This window comes from Solihabitans fulvus, assembly GCF_008386585.1.
GTDB lineage: Bacteria > Actinomycetota > Actinomycetes > Mycobacteriales > Pseudonocardiaceae > Solihabitans > Solihabitans fulvus.
This window is the reverse complement of record NZ_VUOB01000064.1, coordinates 19522-42010: the sequence shown is the minus strand read 5'-3', so window position 1 is coordinate 42010 and position 22489 is coordinate 19522. Positions and strand designations below refer to the sequence as shown.

Genomic DNA, 22489 nt, shown 5'->3' with positions numbered 1-22489 from the left:
GATCTTGCGTGGCGCGCAAACTTTCTGGCCAAGCAATTTTGCGCACCACGCATGTTTACTCGGAGACGGCGTCCCCGACCAGGCGCGCGTGCAGGTGCTCGTCGTGCCGCAGGCCGTCGCCGTAGCTGGTCGACTCCCGCAGCGTGCCCTCCCACCGGTACCCCGCCACCGTCGCGACCCGGCACGACGCCGGATTGGCCACCGCGTGGAACAGCTGGATCCGGTGCAGCCCGAGGCCGCCGAACGCCCAGTCGGACACCGCGCGCACCGCCGCCGTGCCCACCCCGCGCCCGCGGGCCCACGGCGCGACCCGGTAGCCGATCTCGGCCGTGCCCTGCTCGCGGTCCACGTTGTGCACGGACACGTTGCCCAGCAGGCGTTCCGTGGCCGCGTCCAGCACCGAGAACGTGGCGTGGTCCCCGGGACCCCAGTCGCCGAGCGACGCGCACCACGCCGCCGCGGTCGCCTCGTCCACCACCCGCGACGCGGGATTCCACAGCGCCGTCAACGGATCCCGCAGCATCGCCAGCGCGTCGGCCGCCTCCGCCACCGAGGGCGGGCGCAGCAGCAGCGACCCGACGGACAGCTCGACCGACTCGACCGCCGTCACCGCCGCGCCGCCGGCATCGCGGCGACACCGGACGGGACGCGCCCGCCGGTGAGGGTGGCCAGCAACCGCAGCGCGGCCTCCGACGCGGAACCGGGCTCCGCGCCGTAGAGCAGCACCCGCTGCCCGGAGTCGTCCGGCAGCGCCATCGCCTCGAACGACAGCTCCATCGCGCCGACCAACGGGTGGTGAAAGTGCTTGGTGCCAAAGGCACACTTGTGCACCGGGTGCCGCGACCACAGCGCCGCGAACTCCGGGCTCTTCATGGACAGCTCGCCGATCTGCTCGGCCAACAACCGGTCGTCCGGGACACCGCCTGCCACCACCCGCAGCGACGCCACCGCCCGCCTGGCCTCCTCGTCCCACCTCGGGTACAGCTCGCGCGTGTGCGGGTCGAGGAACAGCATCCGCGACAGGTTGGGGCGCTCGCCCGGCCGGTCGGGGCCGTCGAAGTCCAGGTGCCCGGCCAGCAGCGCGTGGCCGAGCGGGTTCCACGCCAGCACGTCGTTGCGGCGGTCCAACGCCACCGCCGCGACACCCTCCACCGCCGCGATCAGCGCCCGGGTGGCCGGCCGCGCGCACTCCGGCCTCGGCGCCGCACGACGCTTGGTCCTGGCCGGGCGCGCCAGGTTGCGCAGGTGCGCCTGCTCGTCCTCGCTCAACCTCAGCGCCCGCGCGATCGCGTCGAGCACCCCGTCCGAGGCGTTGCCGCTCTGCCCCTGCTCCAACCGCGTGTAGTAGGCGACGCTGACGCCGGCCAGCTGCGCGAGCTCCTCCCGGCGCAGCCCCGGCACGCGGCGGCGCGCGCCGAAGGCGACCAGGCCGACGTCCTCCGGCTGCAACCTGGCCCGCCGGGTCCGCAGGAAGTCGCCGAGCTGCGCGGGGGTGTCCATGCCGGCCAGTCTGCCTGATGCCCCACCCGCGAGCCTGACCCTGCCATTGGCAGGACCCGCAGGCGTACGCGGCGCAGGGGACTGGGTAGGGCCGGCCGCCGCGCCGAGGCTTCTCCCCGTCAACGACGGTGAGGGAAGGACGAGGAGATGTCGACGATTCCGGACGCGCGGGTCGGTCCCGACAAGGACACGATGACCGCGCGGCAACGGCTGGTCCTGGTGGTGCTGCTGGTCGCGCAGTTCATGCTGGCCGTGGACTTCTCGATCCTGGGGGTCGCCCTGCCGGTGATCGGCAGGGGACTGGGGTTCTCCCTGGCGAACCTCCAGTGGATCGTGACGGCGTTCGCGCTGTGCGCGGCGGGGTTCACCCTGCTGTTCGGTCGCGTCGCCGACCTGGTCGGGCGGCGCAGGATGTTCCTGGTCGGCATGGCGGTGCTCGGCGCGTCCTCGCTGGCCGGCGGCCTGGCGACCTCGCCGCAGCTGCTGCTGGCTGCCCGCGTCGCGCAGGGCCTGGCCACCGCCGTGGTCACGCCGGCCGGACTGTCGCTGCTGACCACCTCCTTCCCCGAGGGTCCGCTGCGGGCCAGGGCGCTCGGCCTCAACGGCGCGCTGATGTCGGCCGGGTTCACCTCGGGCGCGATCCTCGGCGGCCTGCTCACCGACCTGCTGAGCTGGCGGTGGGCGTTCTTCGTGAACGTGCCCGTCGCCGCTGCCGTGCTGCTGGTCGCCCCGACGCTGCTGCGGGAGAGCCGGCCGGCCGCGCGGGCGAGGCTCGACGTGCCCGGCGCGGTCGCGGTCACCGGCGGCCTGCTCGCCCTGGTCTACGGCCTCACCACCGCGGGCGAGCGCGGCTGGGGCGACCCCGTCGCGGTGGCCGCGCTCGCCGTGGGAGTGCTGGCGCTGGTGGCGTTCTGGTTCATCGAGGCGCGCGCCGCCGCGCCGCTCGTCCCGGTCGGGATCCTCAAGCGCCGCAGCGTGGTCTGGGGCAACCTGGCCGGGCTGATCGCGTTCCTGACCGAGACGTCCCTGGTCTTCCTCATGACGCTCTACCTGCAACGCGTCCTTGGCTACTCGGCCCTGTCCACCGGGCTGGCGTTCGGGGTGCTCGGCGCGGGCACCGTCGTCGGCGGGGTGCTGGGCGCGCGGGTGATCGCGCGGATCGGCACCAGGGCGGCGCTGGTCGCCGGCCTGAGCACCCAGGCTGTCGCGACGGCGTCGCTGGCGCTGCTGGGTGCCGACGGCCGCTGGCTGGCGTTGCTGCTGGTGGCCACCGCCGTCGGCGGCGTCGGCAACATGATCGCGATCGTCGGCTTCATGATCACCGCGACCTCGGGCCTGCCCGACGAGGACCAGGGCCTGGCCACCGGCCTGGCGACGATGACCCAGCAGGTCGGCATCACCATGGGCATCCCCGTGCTGAGCGCCGTGGTGACCGCGCGAACCGGCGGCGACACCGGCGGAGGAGCGGTGCTCGGCGGCGTCGGCACGGCGGTCCTGGTCAACGCGGGGCTCGTGCTGCTCGGCGCGCTGCTGGCCGGGACGTTCCTGCGCGAGCGCCGCCGCGCGTGACCCCGCGTCGCGGCGGCGGCACCGGCGGAAACTCCGGTGCCGCCGCCGCGCACGGTGCCTATGCTCCCGGCACGTGCGAGACCTCACCCTGCTGCCCAAGGCCCATCTGCACGTGCACCTGGAGAGCACCGTGCGGTGGTCCACGCTGCGGGAGATCGGCGCGGCCAACGGCGTCGCGGTCCCCGAGCGGGACGGGCCGCCGGCGTTCGCGGGATTCGCCGAGTTCGCCGACCACAACGCGCTCGTCCGCGACTGCCTGCGCCGACCGGCGGACTTCACGCGCGTGGCCAGGGAGTTCTGCGCCGACGAGGCCGCGCAGGGCACCCGCTACGTCGAGGTCACCTTCACCGCGGCCGCGCACGGCGAACGGCTCGGCGACCAGGACATGCCGCTGGAGGCGGTGCTGGACGGACTCGCGCAGGGGCAGGCCGACCACGACATCGAGTGCCGGGTGCTGCTGGACCACTCCCGGCGTCGGTCTGTCGACCGGGCCTGGCAGACGCTTCGCCTGGCCACCCGGCACGCCGAGGCCGGCGTGGTCGGCATCGGGCTCGCGGGGGAGGAGCGTCACCCGCTCGCGCCGTTCGCGCAGGTGCTCGACGTGGCGCGGGACGCGGGGCTGCGGCTGGTGCACCACGCCGGGGAGAGCTGCGGCGCGCCGAGCGTGCGCGAGGCGATCGACCTCGGCCACCCGCACCGGCTCGGCCACGGCATCCGCGTGCTGGAGGACCCCGAGCTGGCCGCCGAGGTCCGCGACCGCGCGATCTCGCTCGAGGTCTGCCCTTCCTCCAACCTCGCGTTGGGGTTCGTGGACTCGATCGCCGCCCACCCGCTGCCCCGGCTGCGCGACGCCGGGCTGACGGTCACCCTGAACACCGACATCCCCGCGATCGTCGGCACCACGTTGACCCGGGAGTACGCCCTGGTCCGCGACGCGTTCGGCTGGGGCGACCCGGTGCTCGCCGAGATCGCCTCGGCCGGCGTCGACGCGTCCTTCGCGCCCCCGGCGACCAAGGCGCGGCTGCGCGCCGGGATCGACCGGTGGCTCGCCGATAGTTGATTACAAAACGATCCCGTAACGGATCGGTTGGTAGCATCGCGGGGTGAGCACCACGACGCCCCGGCGGACCGCGCCCCAGCAGGCGACCCTCGACCTGACGGGCCTGTTGGTCCACGCCAGCCACGTGCTGGCCACGCAGCTCGCCGCCGCGCTCGGTGAGATCGGCATGACGCAGCGGGGGCACTGCGTGCTGTTCCACGCCATGCGGGGCGAGCTGACCCAGATCCAGCTCGCCGAGATCGGCCAGATGGACAAGACCACCATGGTCGTGACCATGGACGAGCTGGAGCGCGCCGGATACGCCGAGCGTCGGCCCTCGCCCACCGACCGGCGGGCCCGCATCGTTGCCGTCACCCCGGCCGGCGCGGAGATGGCCCTGCGCGGGCAGGAGATCGTCGACCGCGTGCACGCCGCCGCCCTCGACGCGCTGCCCGAGGACGTGCGCGAGGTCTTCGTGACCGCCCTCCAGGGCCTGGTCGAGGGCCACCTGTCCACGCCGGTGGAGTCCGACCGGCCGGTGCGCCGCGCCCGCCAGATCAAAAAGTGAGTCCGAACCAGATCGTCTAGAAACAAACTATCTGCTACGGTCTCTCTTGTGGCTCGCACCCCAGGAGATGACCTCGTGACCGACACGCCCTCCCACATCGCCGGCAACCGCGCACTCGCCCTCGCCGTGCTCTGCGCGATGCAACTGATGATCATTCTCGACGGCGCCATCGTCACGGTGGCCCTGCCGACCATCCAGTCCAGCCTCGGCTTCAGCCAGTCCGGCCTGGCCTGGGTGGTGAACTCCTACCTGCTCGCCTTCGCGGGACTGCTGCTGCTCGCCGGCCGCCTCGGCGACCTCATCGGCACCAGGCGCGTCTTCCTCGCCGGCCTCGCGGTGTTCACCGCGGCCTCCCTGCTGTGCGGGGTCGCTGGCAACCAGGAACTGCTGCTGGCCGGGCGGTTCGCCCAGGGCGTCGGCGGCGCGCTGGCCTCCGCCGTCATCCTCGGCATGATCGTCCGGCTCTATCCCCAGCCCGGCGAACAGGCCAGGGCCATCGGCATCTACAGCTTCGTCTCCGCCGGCGGCGCGTCCATCGGCCTGATCGGCGGCGGCGTCATCACCCAGGCCCTTGGCTGGCACTGGAACTTCCTGGTCAACGTGCCCATCGGTGTCCTCGCGCTCGTGGTCGCCACCCGCCTGCTCGACCGCGACCGGGGACTCGGCCTGCGCGGGGGCGCCGACCTCGCCGGCGCCGTGCTGGGCACCGCGGGCCTGTCGCTCGGCGTCTACACCATCGTCCGCGCCGCCGACCTCGGCTGGACCGCGGGCCAGACCATCGGCGGCGGCGCGGTCGCGCTGATCCTGCTCGCCGCGTTCGTGCTGCGCCAAGCCACTGCGGCCCGGCCGATGCTGCCGCTGCGGATCTTCCGAGCACGCCAGGTCACCGGAGCCAACATCGTCGCCGTGTTCGTCTACGCCGCGGGGTTCGGCTTCCAGTTCCTCGCCGCCCTGTACCTGCAACGAGTCCTCGGCTACGACGCCATGCAGACCTCGCTGGCGTTCCTGCCCGGCCCCATCGTGATCGGTGCCATCTCACTGGGCCTGTCCGCGAAGCTCACCGCGCGCCTTGGCACCCGCGCCGTGCTGCTCACCGGCCTCGCCGCCATCGCCGCCGGCCTGCTGCTGCTCAGCCGCGCGCCCCAGCACGGCGACTACGTCCTCGACGTCATGCCCGCCCTGATCGTCATGGGCACCGGCATGGGCATGGCGCTGCCGGCGCTGATGATGCTCGCCATGTCCGGCATCGACCCCGCCGACACCGGGCTCGCCTCCGGCCTGGTCAACACCACCCAGCAGGCCGGTGCCGCCGTCGGCCTCGCCGTCCTGGCCACCCTCGCGACCTCACGCACCACCGGCCTCCTCGGCCACGGCGCCGAACCCACCCTGGCGCTGTGGGAGGGCTACCACCTGGCGTTCCTCGCCGCCGCGGGCTTCGTGCTCGTCGGCCTGGTCGTCGCGTTCCGCACGCTGCGGACAGCGCCGAAGACGCAGCACCAGCCGCAACCCGTCCCCGCGGCCTGACCCCTGACTCCGTGGTGTCCGAGCGGCCGCGAGCCGCTCGGACACCACGGAGTCGTAGCGGAGTCGTTGCGAGTCAAGGAAAACACCCTCAGCCGTCGAGAGCGGAGGGTGCCGACGAGTTCCTGCCCTCGACCGGCGCGGCGGCCAGGCTGCCCAGCAGCGCCAGCGCGCCCTCGGACGAACTGCCCGGCTCGGCCTGGTAGACGACCAGCTGCTGCCCAGGGGCGCTGTTGACCGTGAACGCCTCGTACCGCAACGTCAGCTCGCCCACCAACGGATGGCGGAACCGCTTGGCCTCGGTGGTCTTGGTCCGCACGTCATGCCGAGCCCACAGCCTGGCGAACTCCGGGCTCTTCAGCGTCAGCTCGCCGACCAGGTCGGTCAGCGCGGGATCGTCCACGTCGCCGGACGCGCGCAGCGCGGCCAGGCAGTTCGACGCGACCGTCTCCCACGCGCCGTAGAACTCCCGCGCGTCCGGCCGCAGGAACAGCGCGCGGACCAGGTTGCGCTCCTCGCCGAGCCAACCGAACAACGCCGCGCCAAGCTCGTTGCACGCCAACAGGTCCAGGCGTCGACCCAGCACCAGCGCCGGCGTGTCCCGCCAGCGCCCCAGCAACGCGACCAGGCCCGGACCGGCCTGCTCGGGCCGCGCCGACCGGCGCCGACGCCGAGGAGCGGGCCCGGCCAGCCCGTGCAGGTGCGCGACCGCCTCCGCGTCCAACCCGAACGCGCCGGCCAACGCGTCGAGCACCTGCGCCGACGGATGCCGCTCCCTGCCCTGCTCGAGGCGGACGTAGTAGTCGGTGCTGACGCCGGCGAGCATCGCGACCTCCTCCCGCCGCAGACCAGGCACCCGCCGCCGACCGGGCGCGGGCATCGCGTGGTTCTCGGGCCGCACGAGCTCCCGTCGGGCCCTGAGGTACTCGCCGAGACGGTTGTCGCTGTGCATGACACCGACAGTAGGTGCGTCCGACGCGCCCATGGTGGCCCTGTCGCACCCACGCTCCCCGGCGCGGCCCGCGCGGTCACGACCTCGCCAAGACCGACCTGGACGCCGCGGAGAAGCGGTCCGCAAGCCAACACTCGATGTCGCGCAGCGCGGCCTTGGCCATGCCGGTCGAACGGGAGGTGAAGCCGTGCCGTGCTTCCGGGTAGATCCGGAGGTCGACGTCGCCGCCGGCTGCTGAGAGTCGGGCCGCCATGGCCAGGTTGTCCTCCAGCAGGACATCCAGGCTGCCGACGACCATCAGAAGCGGAGGCAGGCCGCGCAGGTCGCCATAGACCGGAGAGATGTCCGGAGCGGTGCGGTCGGTCACCTGACCGGCATAGGCCTGGATGAAGAACTCATCAGCGATCAGCCGGCCCGCCGGAGTCAGACCACTCATGTCGTACGTGCCGAACTGTAGGGCGGCACCGACGAACGAGTCGACGGCATCGCGATCGCGCAGGCGCAGCAGTGTCGTCATGGCAAGCGTGGCTCCCGCCGAAAAGCCGCCGATCGCCAGCCGCGTCGTGCCAAAGCCAGCCTCGGCCTGCTCCAGGAGCCACAGTGCCGCTGTTTCGCAGTCGTCGGGCGCGGCCGGCCATGGATGTTCGGGAGCGAGCCGGTAGTCCACGCTCACAACGGCGATTCCGAGAGCATCCGCGAGCTGCTGGTTGCGCGCGTCCCCCTGCGCCGCCGACCCCATGTAGAAGCCACCACCATGGATGTCCAGATAGACGCCGCGCGGCGCGGTGTCACGGGGAGCGAGGATTCGCACGGGCACTCGCCGACCAGCGGCTTCGACTACCTGCTCAACAGCCGCCGAGTCGGAGTGAGACGAGACCGCATCCTGCTTGGCTCGTGCCTCCCGCAGCTCGTCCAAGGTGCTCGGGCCCTTCCCGCCCACCGACACGGCATTGGCCGCTCGACACTCTTCGACGTGCGCCGCGAGCTCCGGGTTGATGAGACTCTTCAACCCCACCTGCATGACCGTCCCCCAACCACCGCGTCTTGATCAGCTTGTGGACGAAAGCCAGTCTTCCGTGTCGCGGTGCCGGCCGAGACCAACCGCGTCAAACTCGTCCTGGTGGTCGCCCTTGGTGACTCCGAGCCGCCGCAGTGCCCGAGAGATGGGTGTGTCGACGGCTGGAACCGAGGTCTTCTCGACCAGGTGGAGATAGCTGAGGACAACTTGGCCGACGTCCCAGACCATGGCCGACTGCTCGCCTGCACCGCCGAAGTATTCGGCCTCGACGTAGGCGACCGGACCGTTCGCCGAGCAATCGGCCAGGGTGCGGCCGAAGCCTGCGGGTGCCTTCCAGAAGCCGTCGAGCTGGGGCGCACCGACGACGGTGACCGCATCAAAGAGCGCGTCGGTCATGGGCAGCAGCGACAGGTGTTGACCGAGTGGGACGATGCGCACGTCCTCCGCGGGGTCTGCCAAGGCGCGGAGCACGGTCTCGGTGGCGATGGCCGCTTGCAGGCGATATCCCATGTCCTGATTCTCGCGTGGTCACCCGGGCAGGCGGGCATCCGGCATGCCGAGGTCAATTGGCGCGACAGCGAACTACGGGCTCACCGCGTCACCTGCGGTGACCGTGCCACGTTGCGGCTCGGCGCACGCTGGGGAGCGGAAGGCCCGTAGTTCGCGCGTGACTATCCCAGCCGGTCCGGCGATACGGACGCAGGCCAGGCGCGTACCTGCCTGACCAGGGCAGCGACATGCTCCGGGGGCGTGGTCTTGACGATGCCGTGTCCCAGGTTGAACACGAACGGCCCTCCGCTCAGAGCGCGCAGGATGCGGTCTGCCTCGGCATGGAGCGCGGAGCCGCCGGCGACCAGGAGTTGAGGGTCGAGGTTGCCCTGCACGCAACGTCCCAGGCCGCGTTGCATTTTCTGCACGGCCCATTCGAGGGGAACTGTGCCGTCCAGGCCGATGCAGTCCGCTCCGGTGGCCTCGGCGAAGCCGTCGTAGGCCAGCCCGGCGCCCCGAGGGAAGGCGATCACCGGAATGCCCGGGTGCTTGTCCTTCAGTGCTGCGATGATCGCGGCGGCGGGCTTGACGCACCAGCGTTCGAAGAGAACGTCCGGGAGTATCCCGGCCCAGCTGTCGAACAGTTGGACCGCTTCCGCGCCTGCCTGGATCTGGCGGTCCAGGAACTCGGTGATGGCGGTCGTGAGCAGGTCGATCAGGGGCTGGAATCCGTCGGGGTCGCTCAGCGCCCACTGCTTGATGATGGAGTGCTCTGACGGGCCGCCGCCGCGTCCTTCGACCATGTAGGTGGCGATGGTCCACGGTGCGCCGGCGTAGCCGATCAGGGCCGTCTCAGGGGGCAGGGCCCGTGTCAGCTGCCTGACCGTCTCGTAGATAGGGGCCAGTTCCTCGTGGAGACGGGAGACGCTGAGGAAGCCGGCGATGTCCGCTGCCGACCGGACGGGAGGCGTCAGGATCGGCCCGTCGCCGGGACGGTAGTCCAGGGTCTGGCCCAGTGCGGCGGCGACCTGGGGAAGGTCCGCGAAGACGATGGCGGCGTCAAGCGGGAACCGGCGGATCGGCTGGAGGGTGACCTCGACCGCGTGCTCGGGCGAATTACACAGCCCCACCATGCCCCCGGCGGCCTCACGGACCTGGTGATATTCGGGCAGGTACCGTCCGGCCTGCCGCATGAGCCAGATCGGCGGCCGCTCGGTGCGTTCTCCCGCGAGCGCACGCAGGAGCAGTTTCTTGGGCTGGATGTTGCCAGGCACCGGGTCCAGACCGACTACTTGCCGTGTTCCGTTCACGATCTTCAGTATTCCGGACGGCCCCATCACCGGAGGTGCCTCCATTACCGGAGGTGCCCCCGTCATCGGACCGGCCAGCGTCGGCCCTCATGGACAAGAGGCAGCTGGGCACCGCGGGTGAACCCGGTCGCCGCCCGGATCGCAACGCCCGCAGCGCGTTCCGGCGGCGCGTCCGCTCAGTTCTCCTCTCGTGTCGCCTCAGGCTTAGGGGAACTGGTCTGCAACAGCGCCGCCATATCGTGGCGCAGCTGCTCGTCGGTTGGGTGCGCCAAGGCACGGGTGATGCCCGCCTGCAGGGCGTCGAGCTGGGCGCGCAGGGCAGTACCTGCGGTGGTCTGCGCGCCCAGCTCGACGCGTGCGGCACTGAGTTGCTGGTGGAACTGGCCGAGGGAGCCGGCGTAGGACCGGGTCGCCTCAGCGAGTTCGGCGGCCCGTTGGTCGGCGGCGGCGCGCAGCAGCCGGGTCTGTCGGTCGAATTCCTCGGCGCGGTCCCGCAGCCGCTGCTCGTGTTCGGTGGTCAGCCTGGCGCGGAGGTCCGCCTGTACCTGGTGATCCTGTCGGCGGACCTGGTCTAGCTGTGCCAGGGCGGCGGCGCGTTCGGCGGCCAGCGTCGTCTGTAGCCCGGTGATCTGTTCGTGGGCGGCGGCGAGTTGGTCGACCGCGCGCTGCCGGTCGGTCTCGGCCTTGTCCTTGGCGCACTCGGCTTCTCGACGCGCGGCGATGGCCTCGTCGCGGTCCTTGCGGGCCTGGACTGTCTGTTCCTGGGCGGCACGCTGCTCGGTCCGGGCGTTGTCGGCCTGGTGGTCAGCGAGGTCGGCGGCGGCGCGGGCGGTCTCGGCGTCGGTGTCGGCCTGGGTGGCGCGCTGGTCGGTCTGTTCCCGCAGCCCGCGTTCCCGGGTGGCGGCGTCCTCGCTCTCCTGGACCCGGGCGGCAGCCGCGGTCAGTTCGGCGGCGGTGGTCGTCCTGATGGTTTCCAGGGCGGCCAGCACGTCCGCGAGCGGGGCGTGGATTCGGGCGCCGGCCTCGGCCAGCTCGGCGGCCGCCGCGGTGAGCGCGGGAGCGTCGGCGGGTTCGCCGAGCGCCTGGGCGAGCGCGTCCTGAGCCGCAGCGAGCTGTTTGCAGGTCTTTCCGCCGGGCCAGGTGCGGTCCGGGCAGTACTCGACCGGACGGCCGCCCTTCGGTCCTGGCGCCGGTAGGTGAGCCCGGCATCGGCTGAAGCCACACAGTCCCACCGATTGCGTCGAAGGCGCGTCGATCCCAGGTTCAGACATGAGCAAAGCCTAGTAGATGGTTTCAGAACCTCAAATCTAGGGTTTTGGTATCGAGAAGTGCAATATAGGTTAGCTACAGAATGGACCTTTTGTAGCTAAGCTAGGAGGCGGCAGGAGCAGTCGACAGGAAGCGACGCAACGGTGACGGTGAGTGAGATTCAGGCGGTCGAGCGGGCCGCGGGACTGGCCGCGAGAACTGGGGGGCCCGCCGCGCCGGACGACCAGCGCTGGCCCGGGGTCGCCGATCCGGCGCCGCTGCTGACCGAGATCGTCGAGTGGCTGGCCGGCTACGGCAACCGTGGCACCCGACGCACCTACGCCCAGGGACTCGGCCTGCCCGTGAGCCCGACCGACCTGCACGCCTGGAGCACGCCCGGTGACCCGGACACCGCGTGGACGCGGGCGGTCGCCGGATACTGGGCGGTGATCCGACCCGCCACGGGACCGGGGGAGGGACACCGGCCGCCGGCCGCCGCACCGGGACGACTGCGCTCACTGCACTGGCTGCGGTGGTGCGCGGCCCGCGGAGTCGACCCGCTGGCCGCACGGTCGACCCACGTCAAGGCGTGGCTGTCGGACCTGGCCGACGCGGGCGCGGCCGTGGCCACCCGCGACCGGATGCTCGCCACCGTCAAGGCGCTCTACACCCATCTGGCCGATGTCGGGCTCGCGCAGGGCAATCCAGCCGCGCTGGACCGCCGCAGGCTCGGCCTGGTGGCGCCTACCGGCAACACCACCAGCGCGCTGATTCTCACCATCGACCAGGTCCGCGCGCTGCTGGACGCCGCGGCGACACCCCGGCAGGGCGCGGGCCCGCTGGACACCGCGCGCGCCGTTGCCGTGGTCGCCCTGTTCACCCTGGGGTTGCGCGTCACCGAACTGTGCGACCTGGACCGCGCCGACCTGCACGTGACCAGGGGCAGGCGCGCCCTGCGGGTGCGCGGCAAGGGCGGCAAGACCCGCGTCGTGTACCTGCACACCCACGCCGACCAGGCCGTCCGCGCCTACCTGACGCTGCGCGACACCGCGAACGCCGACCTCAGCACCCCCGCAGTCCGGGGAACGGTGGCCGCGTCCAGCTCACCGCTGCTGGTCACCAGGAACGGTCGCCGGTACCAGCGGCAGGCGATCTGGCAGCTGCTGCGCAGGCTCGCCGCCACGGCCGACGGCCCGCTGGCTGACGTCGCCGATGCGCTGCACCCGCACGCGTTGCGCCACTTCTACGTGACCACCGCCGTGGAGGCCGGGGCCCAACTCGTCCATATCCAGGCCGATGTCGGACACAGCAGCATCGACACCACCGAGCAGGTCTACAACAACGCCGCCCGCGACCCGTCCCGCAGCGCCGTCGACCTCGTCGGCCAGGCGCTGAGCGAGTCGCCCAGCTGAGCGCATCGACCCCATCCCCTGGCCGACGACGCGGTCAGGCCCGGCTTGCGTTGATCTCGGCGAACACCTCGGAGCAGCGGGCGAGGTAGGCCAGGAACTGGTCGGTCTCAGCTTTGTCGAAGGCCGAGCCGAGTCGTTCCTCGACCGCGCTCGCGTCGGCGTCGGCCTTGGCCAGCAGCGCCTCGCCGGTCTTGGTGAGGCGGGTTTCCAGGACGTGCTCGTGCAGGGGGTGCGGGCGGCGCTCGACGAGGCCGCGCGCCTCCAGGGCAACGAGCAGCGAGGACACCGCCTGTGGGGTGACCAGGCAGCGCCGAGCCAGCCCCGCACCGGAGAGTCCGGGCTCCTGGCTGAGTGCGAGAAGCGCGGTGTACTGCGCCGGGTTGAGGCCGTGCGGCTTGAGCACGGCGGTCTTCTGGCAGATCAGCTCCTGTTCCACCCGCTTCACGTGGTGACCAAGGCGCTGGGCGATGGGCAAGCTCATGTAGTGGATCGTATCAGCGATGTGAAGCAGTGCCTTGCCTCACATTAGTTGCTGGATGATCATCAAGCGCTTTATGGTCCTCATGTTCGCAACGAACATCCGAGATTGAGTACTCAGGAGAACGACATGAACCAGCCCCTGTCCGGCCGCGTCGCAGTCGTCACCGGCGCCTCCAGTGGCATCGGGGCCGCCACCGCCACCCTGCTGGCAGAGCGCGGCGCCTCAGTCGCCCTGCTTGCCCGGCGTGTCGACCGGCTCGACGAGTTGGCGCAGCGGATCAAGGACAACGGTGGTCAGGCGCTCGCCGTCGAGGCGGACGCCACCAGCCTCGGGTCGGTCACCGAGGCGGCAGCCGCCGTCCGGAACACCTTCGGCCCGGCCGACCTGGTGGTCAACAACGCCGGCGTGATGCTGCCCAACCCGATCGAGGAGCGACGCTTCGAGGAGTGGGAGCGCCAGATCGACCTCAATGTCACCGGCGTGCTGCGCACGATCCACGCGTTCCTGCCCGACCTGCTCGAGGTCGCCAAGGACGGCAAGCCGGCCGACCTGATCAACGTCTCCTCGGTCGCCGCCGACGCGATCTTCCCCAGCTTCGCCGCGTACTGCGCCTCGAAGGCGGCAGTGAGTCACATGTCCGCGAACCTGCGGGTCGAGCTGGGCCCCAAGGGCGTGCGGGTCACCGCCCTCGAGCCCGGCGTGGTCGTCAGCGAACTACAGAGCCACGTCACCGACGCGGGTGTCACCGAGTGGCTGGACAACATGATCGGCAGCATCGACGTGCTGCAATCGGCCGACATCGCCGAGATCATCGCCTTCACCGCGACGCAGCCCAAGCATGTGAACCTGTCCCGAATCACCGTCTACCCCACCCAGCAGGCATGATTCCCATGGTCGCCATCACGGGGACGCTCGTGGTGGCGACCACCCCAACCTGCGGGGAGTAGGCGGTATGGAGTTCAGGGGGAGTAGGCGGTATGGAGTTCAGCTCGATCGAACGCGCCCCGGGCGCGTTCCAGGAACCGGTGTCCGCCGAGCAGGTCGCGGCGATGTGCGAACGGGCGTTCGGCGGCGGGGCCGCGGTGGTCTCGGCCGTGGAGTTGGGCGGCGGCCTGTACAACAACACCCTGCGGGTGGACATCGCCGGACGCGATCCGGTGATCCTGCGGGTCGCCCCGCGACCCGACCGGCAGGCCCGCATCGAGCGCGCCCTGATGCGCAACGAGCACGCGAGCCTGCCGCACTTCGCGCCGATCGCGGCGATGATGCCGCGCACCCTGTTCGCGGACTGGACGCACGAGGTCCTCGGCCGGGACTACGTGGTGCAGACGATGCTCGACGGGGTGTCCGCGTCGGTTGGCCTGCGGGCCTATCCGCGGCCCAGCTGGGCCGGGTTCTACCGTCAGCTCGGCACGATCGCGCGGCGGGTGCACGAGGTGTCCGGCGAGCGGTTCGGGCCGGTGGCCGGGCCGACGTTCGCGACCTGGGGCGAGGCGCTGGTCTCCGCGCTCGAGGACACCGAGGCCGACCTGGTGGACGCCGGCCTCGACGCGAGCGATGTGCGTGAGGTCGTCGCCGCGGCCGCGAAGGGCAGCGCGGTCCTGGACGAGATCGACCGGCCGAGGCTGCTGCACGGCGACCTGTGGGTGCCCAACGTGATGCTCGACCCCGACGCGCCTGAGCCGACGATCACCGGCGTCCTGGACCACGACCGGGCCTCCTGGGGCGACCCGGCGGCCGACTGGGTCGTGCACATCGCGGGCCTGCGGGCGGAGCGCGACCCGTTCTGGGAGACCTACGGTCGGCGGGACGAGGCGGACGGCTCCGCCGCGTGGCGGGCGCTGATCTACCGCGCCCGGCACATCGGGGCCATCCGCCTCGAACGCCACCGGCTGGGAGAGCACGCGAGGATTCCGGACACCTACCAGGAGATGCGCGAGGTGCTCGGTTTGCTCGCCGACCACTGATCTCCTTGGGAGCAATGAAGTCCCGCCGATCCTGCCGTCACTGTGACGAAAGTAGCTGGGGTCCCGGGACCATGGATGATCACGGCTGTGTGTGCCGAAAGGCCGTAGTTGGAGGATGTGGGCCATGACCGGATCCAGCCCCGCGCCGACCGGCGCGGCGGCGGCGGACATCGCCGTCGCGCGCGCCGAGCTTCGGATCGAGCTGCCACAGCCGCTGATCGCGTTCTGGATGGTATCGGACGGCCTGCTCACCGCCGCCGGGACCGCCGTGTACGAGACCGGCGCCATCGCCGAACGCAACACCACCTACGAGGTCGCCGAGTACGCCCCTGGCTTCGTCCTCATCGGTGACGACAGCGGCGGACGGGGATTTCTCGTCAGGGCGGGAGACGCCGCGACCGCGGTGTTCTCCTCCGACCTCGGCGACCTGGACCCGGCGGACTTCCAGGTCGAGGCCGCCGACCTCGCCGGATGGCTCGACTCGGTGCTGGCACAGGACGACTGACCGGCCACCTAGCGGAAGTCGTTCGCGTGGTCCCGCGCCCAGGATTGGAACGTCCGCGCAGGCTGGCCCAGCAGCCGCGACACGGTGTCGGTGACCCGCTCGGGCGAGTCGACGAACGACCCCCACGCCGCCAGCCTGGCCTCGACGAACGCCGCGTTGCCCCAGGCCGCCGTCAGCTGCTCGCGCGCCGCCTGCACCGGCAGGTCCTCCCACCGCACCTCGCGGCCGATCGCCTCGCCGATGATCCGCACCTGCTCGGCGTGGGTGACCGACTCGGGACCCGTGATCACGTACTTCGCGCCGTCGTGCCCCGCCGAGGTGAGCACGTGCACTGCCACGTCGGCGATGTCGCGCTCGTGGATCAGCGACCTGGCCGCCCCGCCGTGCGGCCATCGCACCACGCCCCGCCTGATCTGGTCGGCCCAGCCCAGCGTGTTGGTGGCGAAGTCGATGGGCCGCAGGAACGTCCAGGCCAGCCCGGAGTTCCTGATCTGCCGCTCGATCTCCTGGTGGTAGGACGTGGCCGGCTCGCCGTCCGGCAGGTCGGACACGTCGGTCGACAGGTACACGACGCGCTCGGCGTGCTGGGCGATCAGCTCCACGACCCTCGGCTGCACCGGAATGCCCGGCCACATCAGGTAGACGCTGTGCACACCGCGCAGTGCGGGCTCCAGCGTCTCGGGGTCCGAGAGGTCGCCGGTCGCGGCCTCGACCCCGTCGGGCAGCGCGGCGGCGCCCGGGTCGCGGACCAGTGCCCGCACGTCAAGGCCGGCGTCGGCCAGTTCGGCGACGACGAGCCTGCCGATCGTGCCGGTTGCACCGGTCACCAGAATCCTGTTCACCAGCCGACCGTAGAAGATCCACTTAGGTGGAGGTCAACCGTGCCGCCCGTCACATGAGGACGGTCGTCAACCGTGCCGTTGATCCCGACCCTGGCCTGCGACGATGCCCCGGTGACACTCACCATCGAACTGGGTCCCGCGCCCGAGGTCGCCTTCGGGCCGTCGCCGCTTGGCGAGCTGGTCAGCGCGCTGCACCTGCTGAGCGCGGCGGCGCACCACCCGGCGCAGCACGCCTGGATCACCTCGGTGACCGCGGCGCTGCCCGCCGACCTGGCCGATCGCATCCAGTCGGCCGACGTCCTCTGGCAGGTGGGCAGGGCCGACTTCCTGGTGCCGAGCCGGGTGCGGGCCACCCTGGCCGAGGACCTCGACGACCTGGATGGCATCGACGACGAGGCGTTCCTGCACGCCGCGTTCATCCCGGCCTGCGGCGCGGACCGCCGCCGCCGCCCGGCCGCGTCCGACGCGAACAACCGCACGCTGACCATGGACCGGGCCAGGGAGCTGGCGAACGCGCGTGGTCCGAGGCAGGCGGAGTTCGTCGACCGGCTGATCGCGGACCTGCCCGGAGTGCGGGCCTGGCTGCGCAGGCTGTTCACCGACTGCGACCAGGCGTTCTTCGCCGACGCCTGGCGGCGCGTCCGGGTCGGTCTGGTCACCGAGGCGCGCAACGCGGCCGAGCTGCACAGGACGAAGGGGCTCGCCGCCGCCGTGCGGTCGATGTCGCCAGCCCTGGCTGTGGCCGACGGCAGGTTGCTGATCGACAAGCTGCGGGAGAGCACCGCCAGCGCGACCGCGCGCGGCATCACCTTCTCGCCGACCGCGTTCGGCTGGCCGCACGTCGTCGTGGCGGACGAGCCGGGCAGGCGGCCGGTCGTGCAGTACCCGGTGGAGCACGCGGGCGCGACCACGCCGCTCGACGTGCTGACCCGGCGGCTGGAGGCGCTGTCGAACCCGGCGAGGCTGCGGCTGTGCTGGCAGTTGGCACGCGGCGCGCAGACCACGGGGGAACTCGCGGCGGCCTGGCAGCTCAGCCTGCCGGAGGTGTCGCGACACCTGGCCGTCCTGCACCGCGCCGGGTTGCTGAGCAAGAACAAGCGGGGCCGCTACACCCTGCACCGGATGGACCTGGTCGCCGTCAGCAGGCTGGGTACCGACCTGGTGGACGCCATGCTTCGCTAGCGCTAGCCGCCTACGATGCGGCCGTGCGTGCGCAGGATCAGTCGACCCCGGCCCGGTCGCCGAAGCCGACCACCAACTCGCTGCGGCTCGGCGTGCTGCTGTCGCTGGCCGGCGGCTACCTCGACGCGTTCACCTTCGTCGGCCACCACGGGGTGTTCGCCAACTCCCAGACCGGCAACATGGTCGTGCTCGGCGTGTCCGTCGCCGGCGGGCAGTGGCTGACGGCGATGCGGCACGTGCCGCCGCTGGTGGCGTTCGTCCTCGGGGTGGTCACGGCGGAGGCCATGCAGCTGCCCGCGATCGCCCGCGCGGTGCGCAGGCCGATGCGGGTCGCCCTGGTGGTCGAGGTCGTGGTGCTGGCGATCGTCGGCGCGCTGCCGGCCGGCTTCAACGACACCGTCATCGTGCTGACGGTCGCGTTCGTCGCCGCGGTGCAGAGCACCACCTTCCGCACGCTTCGCCAATGGTCGTTCAACAGCGTGATCACGACGGGGAACCTCCGCACGGCCACCAGCGCCGCGTTCCGCGCGGTGGCCCGCCGCGACGCCGGCGCGGCCGAGCAGGCGGCCGCGTTCGGAGTCATCTGCCTCGGCTTCCTCGGCGGCGCGGCGGTGGGCGCGCTGCTGACGACCTGGTGGGGCAACCCGGCCGCGTGGCCGGCCGCCGCGGTGCTGGCCGTCGGGGTCGGCGTGTTCTTCCTCGACGAGCTCCGCGGCTGACCCGGTCCACCACGGGCGTGGTGGACCGGGCGCGGCACTACGCGAGAACCGTCACGTCCAGCTCGGTGAGACGGTCCGGGTCGGCGAGCATGTCGATCGCGACGATCCTGCCGTCGGTGACGGTGAAGCTGAACACCACGCGCGGCTTTCCGCCCGGTGCCCAGACCGCGCCTGCCGCGCCGTCGACGAGGGCCGGCAGCGCCGCCTTGGCCCGACCGGAGAACGTGCCGGCGACCTCCCGCGCCCCGCGCACCTCTGCCATCGAGCCGGCCAGCACGCCGACGCCGTCGGACCGCAGCACCACCTCGGGGTCCAGCACCGAGAGCAGCGCGTCGAAGTCGCCGCCGCGCGAGGCCGCCAGGAACGCGTCCACGATCTTGCGCTGGCGGGCGACGTCGGCCTCCCGGTCCGGCGCTGCGCCCTGCACCCTGCGGCGGGCCCGGCTGGCGAGCTGCCTGGTCGCGGCGGGGGAGCGCCCGACGATGGCGGCGATCTCGTCGAAGGGCACCGCGAACAGGTCGTGCAGCACGAACGCGAGCCGTTCGGCCGGGGCGAGCGTGTCCAGGACGACCAGCAGCGCGGGGCCGACCGAGTCGGCCAGCAGCGCCTGGTGCTCGGGGTCGATGGCGTCCTCGGTGCCGACCACGGGGTCCGGGGCGCTCTCGTCGAGCGGGTCCTCGCGGCGCGACGCCCGCGAACGCAGCATGTCCATGGACACGCGGGCCACGACCGTCGTCAGCCACCCACCCAGGTTCGCCACGTCGCTGGTGTCGGAGCGGCTGAGCCGCAGCCAGGCCTCCTGCACCGCGTCCTCGGCCTCGTTGGTCGAGCCGAGCATCCGGTAGGCCACGGCCCGCAGGTGGGTGCGGCTCTCCTCGAATCGCTCGGCCAGCCAGTCGCTGTCGTCCATCGGTCACAGTCCTTCGTCGGGTTCCCTCACTGCTCTGACGAACCGGACGCGGCCGATGTGACAGCGGCCGCCCGGTTCCGCAGAGGGCGACAGTCTCCCAGGCCACGCGCCGGTCCCGTGGCGATACGGCGGTGTGGGGTGGTTCGGCGACCGTCGCCGAACCACCCCACACCGCCGCCGAACCGTCAGGCCCTGCCCACCGCGGCCGCGAGGCGGCCGTGCACCACCAGCGCCCAGGTGAGGCAGCCGAACGCGAGCGTCGAGGTCACCGCGCGCACCAGGTTCCACTGCACCCAGGTGGACTCGAACTGGGCGCGGACCGCGGCCAGGTCGGGGATACCACCGGGATCGCCCGCCGCGGCGAGCGTGTCGTTGAGCGGCACGTTGATCGCGCCGGTCACGATGAACGTCACGAGGTACAGCACGACCGCCGCGATGGTCCAGGGCAGCACCGCGCGCAGGTCGCCGCGCAGGTGCAGCACCACCGCGAGGATGCTCAGCAGCAGCGCGCCCACGAAGCTGGCCATGAACCAGCCGTTGAGGATCGCCACGTTGATCTTCTGCATGGCGGTCACGAACGTGCGGTCGTCGCTCTGGCGCAGGCCGAGCATGACCGCGCACGAGAACGCGTAGAACAGGCCCGCGACCAGACCCATGGCAATCGTCGCCGCGACCAGCACGGGCCCCCGAAGCATGTCCACCATGGTTGCCCTCCTGGCAGTTACCGATCCGTTGATCACATGACCATTCAAGGTGGTGGCACTGCTACAGGCCATGGTCGAGAGGCTCCGTTCCATGCGCGGCCGTCTACACTCGCGCCGGTGGACGCACTCGCCGGGCTGCTGGACGGACTTCGGGCCAGGGGAGCGTTCCTGCTCCGGACGATCGTCGAACCGCCGTGGTGCCTGCGGATCCAGGACGAGGCCCCGCTGACCGTCGTCGCCCTGGTGCGCGGCCACGTGTGGATCGTGCCCGACGACGGGGCCCCGGTGCTGTTGGGGCCCGGTGACGTCGCCGTCGTCCGCGGGCCGGAGCCGTACCTGGTCGCCGACGACCCGGCCACCGCACCGCAGGCCGTCATCCACCCCGGACAGGTGTGCCGCACGCCCAGCGGCGAGCACCTCGCGGACGTGATGAGCCTCGGCGTGCGCACCTGGGGCAGCAGCGCCGACGGCTCGACCGTGCTGCTCACCGGCACCTACCAGTTCGAGAGCGAGGTCGGCCAGCGGCTGCTCGCCGCGTTGCCGGGGTTGCTGGTCCAGCCCGTGGACAGCTGGGACTGCTCGTTGGTCAGCATGCTCGCCGAGGAGATCGTCAAGGACGAGCCAGGCCAGGAGGCCGTGCTCGACCGGCTGCTAGACCTGCTGCTGATCGCGATCCTGCGCACCTGGTTCGCCCGCCCGGAGACCACCGCCCCCGCCTGGTACCGCGCGCACATCGACCCGACGGTGGGCCAGGCACTGCGCCTGCTGCACAACAACCCTGCGCACCCGTGGACCGTGGCGACCCTCGCGGACGCCGTCGGCGTGTCCCGCGCCGCCCTGGCGCGCCGGTTCACCGCGCTGGTCGGCGAGCCGCCGATGACCTTCCTGACCGGTTGGCGGCTGGCCATGGCCGCCGACCTGCTGCGGGAGCCGGACACCACGATCGGCGCGGTGGCGCGGCGGGTCGGCTACGGCAGTTCGTTCGCGCTCAGCGCGGCCTTCAAACGCGAGCGGGGCGTCAGCCCGCAGGAGTACCGGGCCGGCGCGGCCTGAGCGGCGCGGGTCGGTTGGCCGTTCCGGCCGGGCCGAACCGCTCGGCCGCCATCGTGTCCGAATCCGGCTGGACTCGACCCTTCGCGCGCGCGAACCTGGTGTGGTGACGACGTATTCGGCCGTGCGGACGACGGGGATCTACTGCCGACCGGGCTGCGGGGCCAAACCGCTCGCCGAGAACGTCCGGACCTTCGAGCTGGCCGCGGCGGCGGAGGCCGCAGGCTACCGGGCGTGCCTGCGCTGCCGGCCGTACCGGGTGGCCGGCACGGCCGGGGACGAGGCCCCCGAACTGGTCTGCCGAGCGGTCCAGCTGATCATCGGCGGGGCGTTGGACGAGGCGACCGAGGCGGCGCTCGGCGCGCGGCTCGGCGTGTCCGCGCGGCACCTGCGGCGCATGTTCAACGACCACCTCGGCGTGACGCCGGACCAGTTCGCCCGCTCGCGCCGCGCGCACTTCGCGCGGCGCCTGCTCGACGACTCCGACCTGTCGATCGCGGAGGTGGCCTTCGCGTCCGGGTTCGGCAGCCTCCGCCAGTTCAACCGCGCGATGCGGGAGGTGTTCCGGTCCGCTCCTCGGGAGCTGCGCGATCGGCGCAGGCGGGCCGATCGGCTCGCCGCCGACGGCGGCCTGGTGCTCCGGCTGCCGTTCACGGCCCCCTACGACTGGGACGCCACCGTCGCCTTCCTCGCCAAGCGGGCCGTTCCCGGCGTCGAGTCGGTCGAGGCCGGCGTGTATCGCAGGACCATCGCGCTGGACGGCTCGCCGGGCGTGCTGGAACTGGGGCCCGGCGGCGCCGACCACCTCCAACTGCGCGCGCACCTGCCGTACTGGGAGGGCGTCATCCACGTCGTGGAACGGGCGGCCCGGCTCGCCGGCATCGACGCGGACCCGGTGCTCGCCTCCGCGCAGCTGGCCTCGGACGCGACGCTCGGTCCGCTGCTCGCCGCCCGATCTGGCGTGCGGGTCCCCGGCGTGTGGGGGCCGTTCGAGGTCGCCGTGCACGCCGTCGTCTCCGCCAGGCTGCCCGCTGCCGAGGCGAGGAGCGCGCTGGGCCGGCTCGTCGCCGCGAACGGGCCGGCCGTCGCCGGGCTTGGCCAGGGCCTCACGCACGCCTTTCCCGCCGCGAGCAGTCTCGCCCTGGTGCCCGCCGACGAACTCGGCCTGCCCGACGGGCTCGGTGAGACGGTCCGCGCGCTGGCGCGGGCGGTCGCGTCCGGATCGGTGCGGCTCGACGGCGGCGAGCCGCTGGCCGACCTCGTCGGCTCGCTGGTCGCCGTGCCGGGGGTCGACGAGGCCGCCGCGCAGCACCTCGCCCTGCGACTGGGCGCGCGCGACGCGTTCCCCGCGACGGACCCGGCCGTGCAGCACGCGTTGCGGCGCAACGGGATCCGGCCAGAGGACGTCGACTCGGCGTCCGAGTCGTGGCGTCCATGGCGGGCGCTCGCCACGGTCCACCTGCTCCTGAGTGGACAGTGACGCCGAGACGTCACTGTCCACTC

The 22489-nt window shown here is 72.2% G+C and carries 23 protein-coding genes; 12 read left to right on the top strand and 11 right to left on the bottom strand.

The window, feature by feature from the left end; translation table 11 throughout:
• Nucleotides 1-55: 55 nt before the first annotated feature.
• Together F0L68_RS31645 and F0L68_RS31640 are read right to left on the bottom strand one after the other, a co-directional pair.
• Nucleotides 56-610, bottom strand: a complete 555-nt coding sequence (locus F0L68_RS31645) for a GNAT family N-acetyltransferase (protein ID WP_223199304.1) — start codon at nt 608-610, stop codon at nt 56-58.
• On the bottom strand, nt 607-1500 hold the full coding sequence (locus F0L68_RS31640) for a helix-turn-helix domain-containing protein (protein ID WP_149853531.1): 894 nt from the start codon (nt 1498-1500) through the stop codon (nt 607-609). The genes F0L68_RS31645 and F0L68_RS31640 overlap by 4 nt, the downstream gene beginning before the upstream one ends.
• Before the next feature lie 147 nt (nt 1501-1647).
• Between F0L68_RS31640 and F0L68_RS31635 the strand changes: the two genes are divergently transcribed.
• From F0L68_RS31635 to F0L68_RS31620, 4 genes are all read left to right on the top strand, one after another.
• Nucleotides 1648-3069, top strand: a complete 1422-nt coding sequence (locus tag F0L68_RS31635; RefSeq protein ID WP_223199303.1) for an MFS transporter — start codon at nt 1648-1650, stop codon at nt 3067-3069.
• A 73-nt stretch (nt 3070-3142) separates the two neighbouring features.
• Nucleotides 3143-4129, top strand: a complete 987-nt coding sequence (gene add / locus F0L68_RS31630; RefSeq protein ID WP_149853530.1) for an adenosine deaminase — start codon at nt 3143-3145, stop codon at nt 4127-4129.
• Between the two features lie 43 nt (nt 4130-4172).
• Nucleotides 4173-4676: a MarR family winged helix-turn-helix transcriptional regulator gene (locus tag F0L68_RS31625; RefSeq protein WP_149853529.1), complete on the top strand. Its 504-nt coding sequence runs from the start codon at nt 4173-4175 to the stop codon at nt 4674-4676.
• 75 nt (nt 4677-4751) lie between these two features.
• Nucleotides 4752-6200, top strand: a complete 1449-nt coding sequence (locus tag F0L68_RS31620) for a DHA2 family efflux MFS transporter permease subunit (protein ID WP_223199302.1) — start codon at nt 4752-4754, stop codon at nt 6198-6200.
• Between the two features lie 88 nt (nt 6201-6288).
• Here the strand turns inward: F0L68_RS31620 and F0L68_RS31615 are convergent, their stop codons facing one another.
• From F0L68_RS31615 to F0L68_RS31595, 5 genes are all read right to left on the bottom strand, one after another.
• Nucleotides 6289-7149 (bottom strand): helix-turn-helix domain-containing protein, encoded by an 861-nt coding sequence (locus tag F0L68_RS31615; RefSeq protein WP_149853528.1) that lies wholly within the window; start codon nt 7147-7149, stop codon nt 6289-6291.
• 76 nt (nt 7150-7225) lie between these two features.
• Nucleotides 7226-8170 (bottom strand): alpha/beta hydrolase, encoded by a 945-nt coding sequence (locus tag F0L68_RS31610; protein ID WP_149853527.1) that lies wholly within the window; start codon nt 8168-8170, stop codon nt 7226-7228.
• A gap of 27 nt (nt 8171-8197) precedes the next feature.
• Nucleotides 8198-8677, bottom strand: a complete 480-nt coding sequence (locus tag F0L68_RS31605) for a hypothetical protein (RefSeq protein ID WP_149853526.1) — start codon at nt 8675-8677, stop codon at nt 8198-8200.
• A gap of 161 nt (nt 8678-8838) precedes the next feature.
• On the bottom strand, nt 8839-9966 hold the full coding sequence (gene hemE / locus F0L68_RS31600) for a uroporphyrinogen decarboxylase (RefSeq protein WP_223199301.1): 1128 nt from the start codon (nt 9964-9966) through the stop codon (nt 8839-8841).
• A gap of 176 nt (nt 9967-10142) precedes the next feature.
• Nucleotides 10143-11237, bottom strand: coding sequence for a coiled-coil domain-containing protein (locus tag F0L68_RS31595; RefSeq protein WP_149853525.1), 1095 nt, complete (start codon nt 11235-11237; stop codon nt 10143-10145).
• 147 nt (nt 11238-11384) lie between these two features.
• Here F0L68_RS31595 and F0L68_RS31590 point away from each other — a divergent pair, with 147 nt between their 5' ends.
• On the top strand, nt 11385-12626 hold the full coding sequence (locus tag F0L68_RS31590) for a tyrosine-type recombinase/integrase (RefSeq protein ID WP_223199300.1): 1242 nt from the start codon (nt 11385-11387) through the stop codon (nt 12624-12626).
• A 34-nt stretch (nt 12627-12660) separates the two neighbouring features.
• Here the strand turns inward: F0L68_RS31590 and F0L68_RS31585 are convergent, their stop codons facing one another.
• Complete coding sequence (locus F0L68_RS31585) at nt 12661-13107, bottom strand: MarR family winged helix-turn-helix transcriptional regulator (RefSeq protein ID WP_149853524.1); 447 nt, start codon at nt 13105-13107, stop codon at nt 12661-12663.
• Between the two features lie 126 nt (nt 13108-13233).
• Here F0L68_RS31585 and F0L68_RS31580 point away from each other — a divergent pair, with 126 nt between their 5' ends.
• The 3 genes from F0L68_RS31580 (at nt 13234) to F0L68_RS31570 (ending at nt 15579) form a co-directional block, all read left to right on the top strand.
• The gene (locus F0L68_RS31580; RefSeq protein WP_149853523.1) at nt 13234-13992 is read left to right on the top strand and encodes an SDR family oxidoreductase; all 759 of its coding nucleotides are present in this window, start codon (nt 13234-13236) and stop codon (nt 13990-13992) included.
• 92 nt (nt 13993-14084) lie between these two features.
• Nucleotides 14085-15074, top strand: coding sequence for a phosphotransferase family protein (locus F0L68_RS31575; RefSeq protein WP_149853522.1), 990 nt, complete (start codon nt 14085-14087; stop codon nt 15072-15074).
• Between the two features lie 124 nt (nt 15075-15198).
• Complete coding sequence (locus F0L68_RS31570) at nt 15199-15579, top strand: SMI1/KNR4 family protein (RefSeq protein WP_223199299.1); 381 nt, start codon at nt 15199-15201, stop codon at nt 15577-15579.
• A gap of 8 nt (nt 15580-15587) precedes the next feature.
• On the opposite strand, the gene F0L68_RS31565 is transcribed toward F0L68_RS31570, so the two are convergent.
• Nucleotides 15588-16421 (bottom strand): NmrA family NAD(P)-binding protein, encoded by an 834-nt coding sequence (locus F0L68_RS31565; protein ID WP_149853521.1) that lies wholly within the window; start codon nt 16419-16421, stop codon nt 15588-15590.
• Between the two features lie 111 nt (nt 16422-16532).
• On the opposite strand from F0L68_RS31565, the gene F0L68_RS31560 reads away from it, so the two are divergent.
• On the top strand, nt 16533-17603 hold the full coding sequence (locus F0L68_RS31560; protein WP_149853520.1) for an ArsR/SmtB family transcription factor: 1071 nt from the start codon (nt 16533-16535) through the stop codon (nt 17601-17603).
• Between the two features lie 23 nt (nt 17604-17626).
• Entirely contained in the window at nt 17627-18322 is a 696-nt protein-coding gene (locus F0L68_RS31555; RefSeq protein WP_149853519.1) for a YoaK family protein, read from the top strand.
• Between the two features lie 37 nt (nt 18323-18359).
• Here F0L68_RS31555 and F0L68_RS31550 read toward each other — a convergent pair whose 3' ends face one another.
• A complete protein-coding gene (locus tag F0L68_RS31550) occupies nt 18360-19232 on the bottom strand; it encodes a sigma-70 family RNA polymerase sigma factor (protein ID WP_149853518.1) in 873 nt (290 codons plus the stop codon).
• Between the two features lie 185 nt (nt 19233-19417).
• Nucleotides 19418-19936, bottom strand: a complete 519-nt coding sequence (locus tag F0L68_RS31545; protein WP_149853517.1) for an anthrone oxygenase family protein — start codon at nt 19934-19936, stop codon at nt 19418-19420.
• 117 nt (nt 19937-20053) lie between these two features.
• Between F0L68_RS31545 and F0L68_RS31540 the strand changes: the two genes are divergently transcribed.
• Together F0L68_RS31540 and F0L68_RS31535 are read left to right on the top strand one after the other, a co-directional pair.
• Nucleotides 20054-20989, top strand: a complete 936-nt coding sequence (locus tag F0L68_RS31540; RefSeq protein WP_149853516.1) for an AraC family transcriptional regulator — start codon at nt 20054-20056, stop codon at nt 20987-20989.
• A 103-nt stretch (nt 20990-21092) separates the two neighbouring features.
• Nucleotides 21093-22466 carry an AlkA N-terminal domain-containing protein gene (locus tag F0L68_RS31535; protein ID WP_149853515.1) on the top strand — a complete coding sequence of 458 codons (1374 nt, stop codon included), beginning with the start codon at nt 21093-21095 and terminating at the stop codon, nt 22464-22466.
• The last annotated feature ends 23 nt before the right edge of the window (nt 22467-22489 follow it).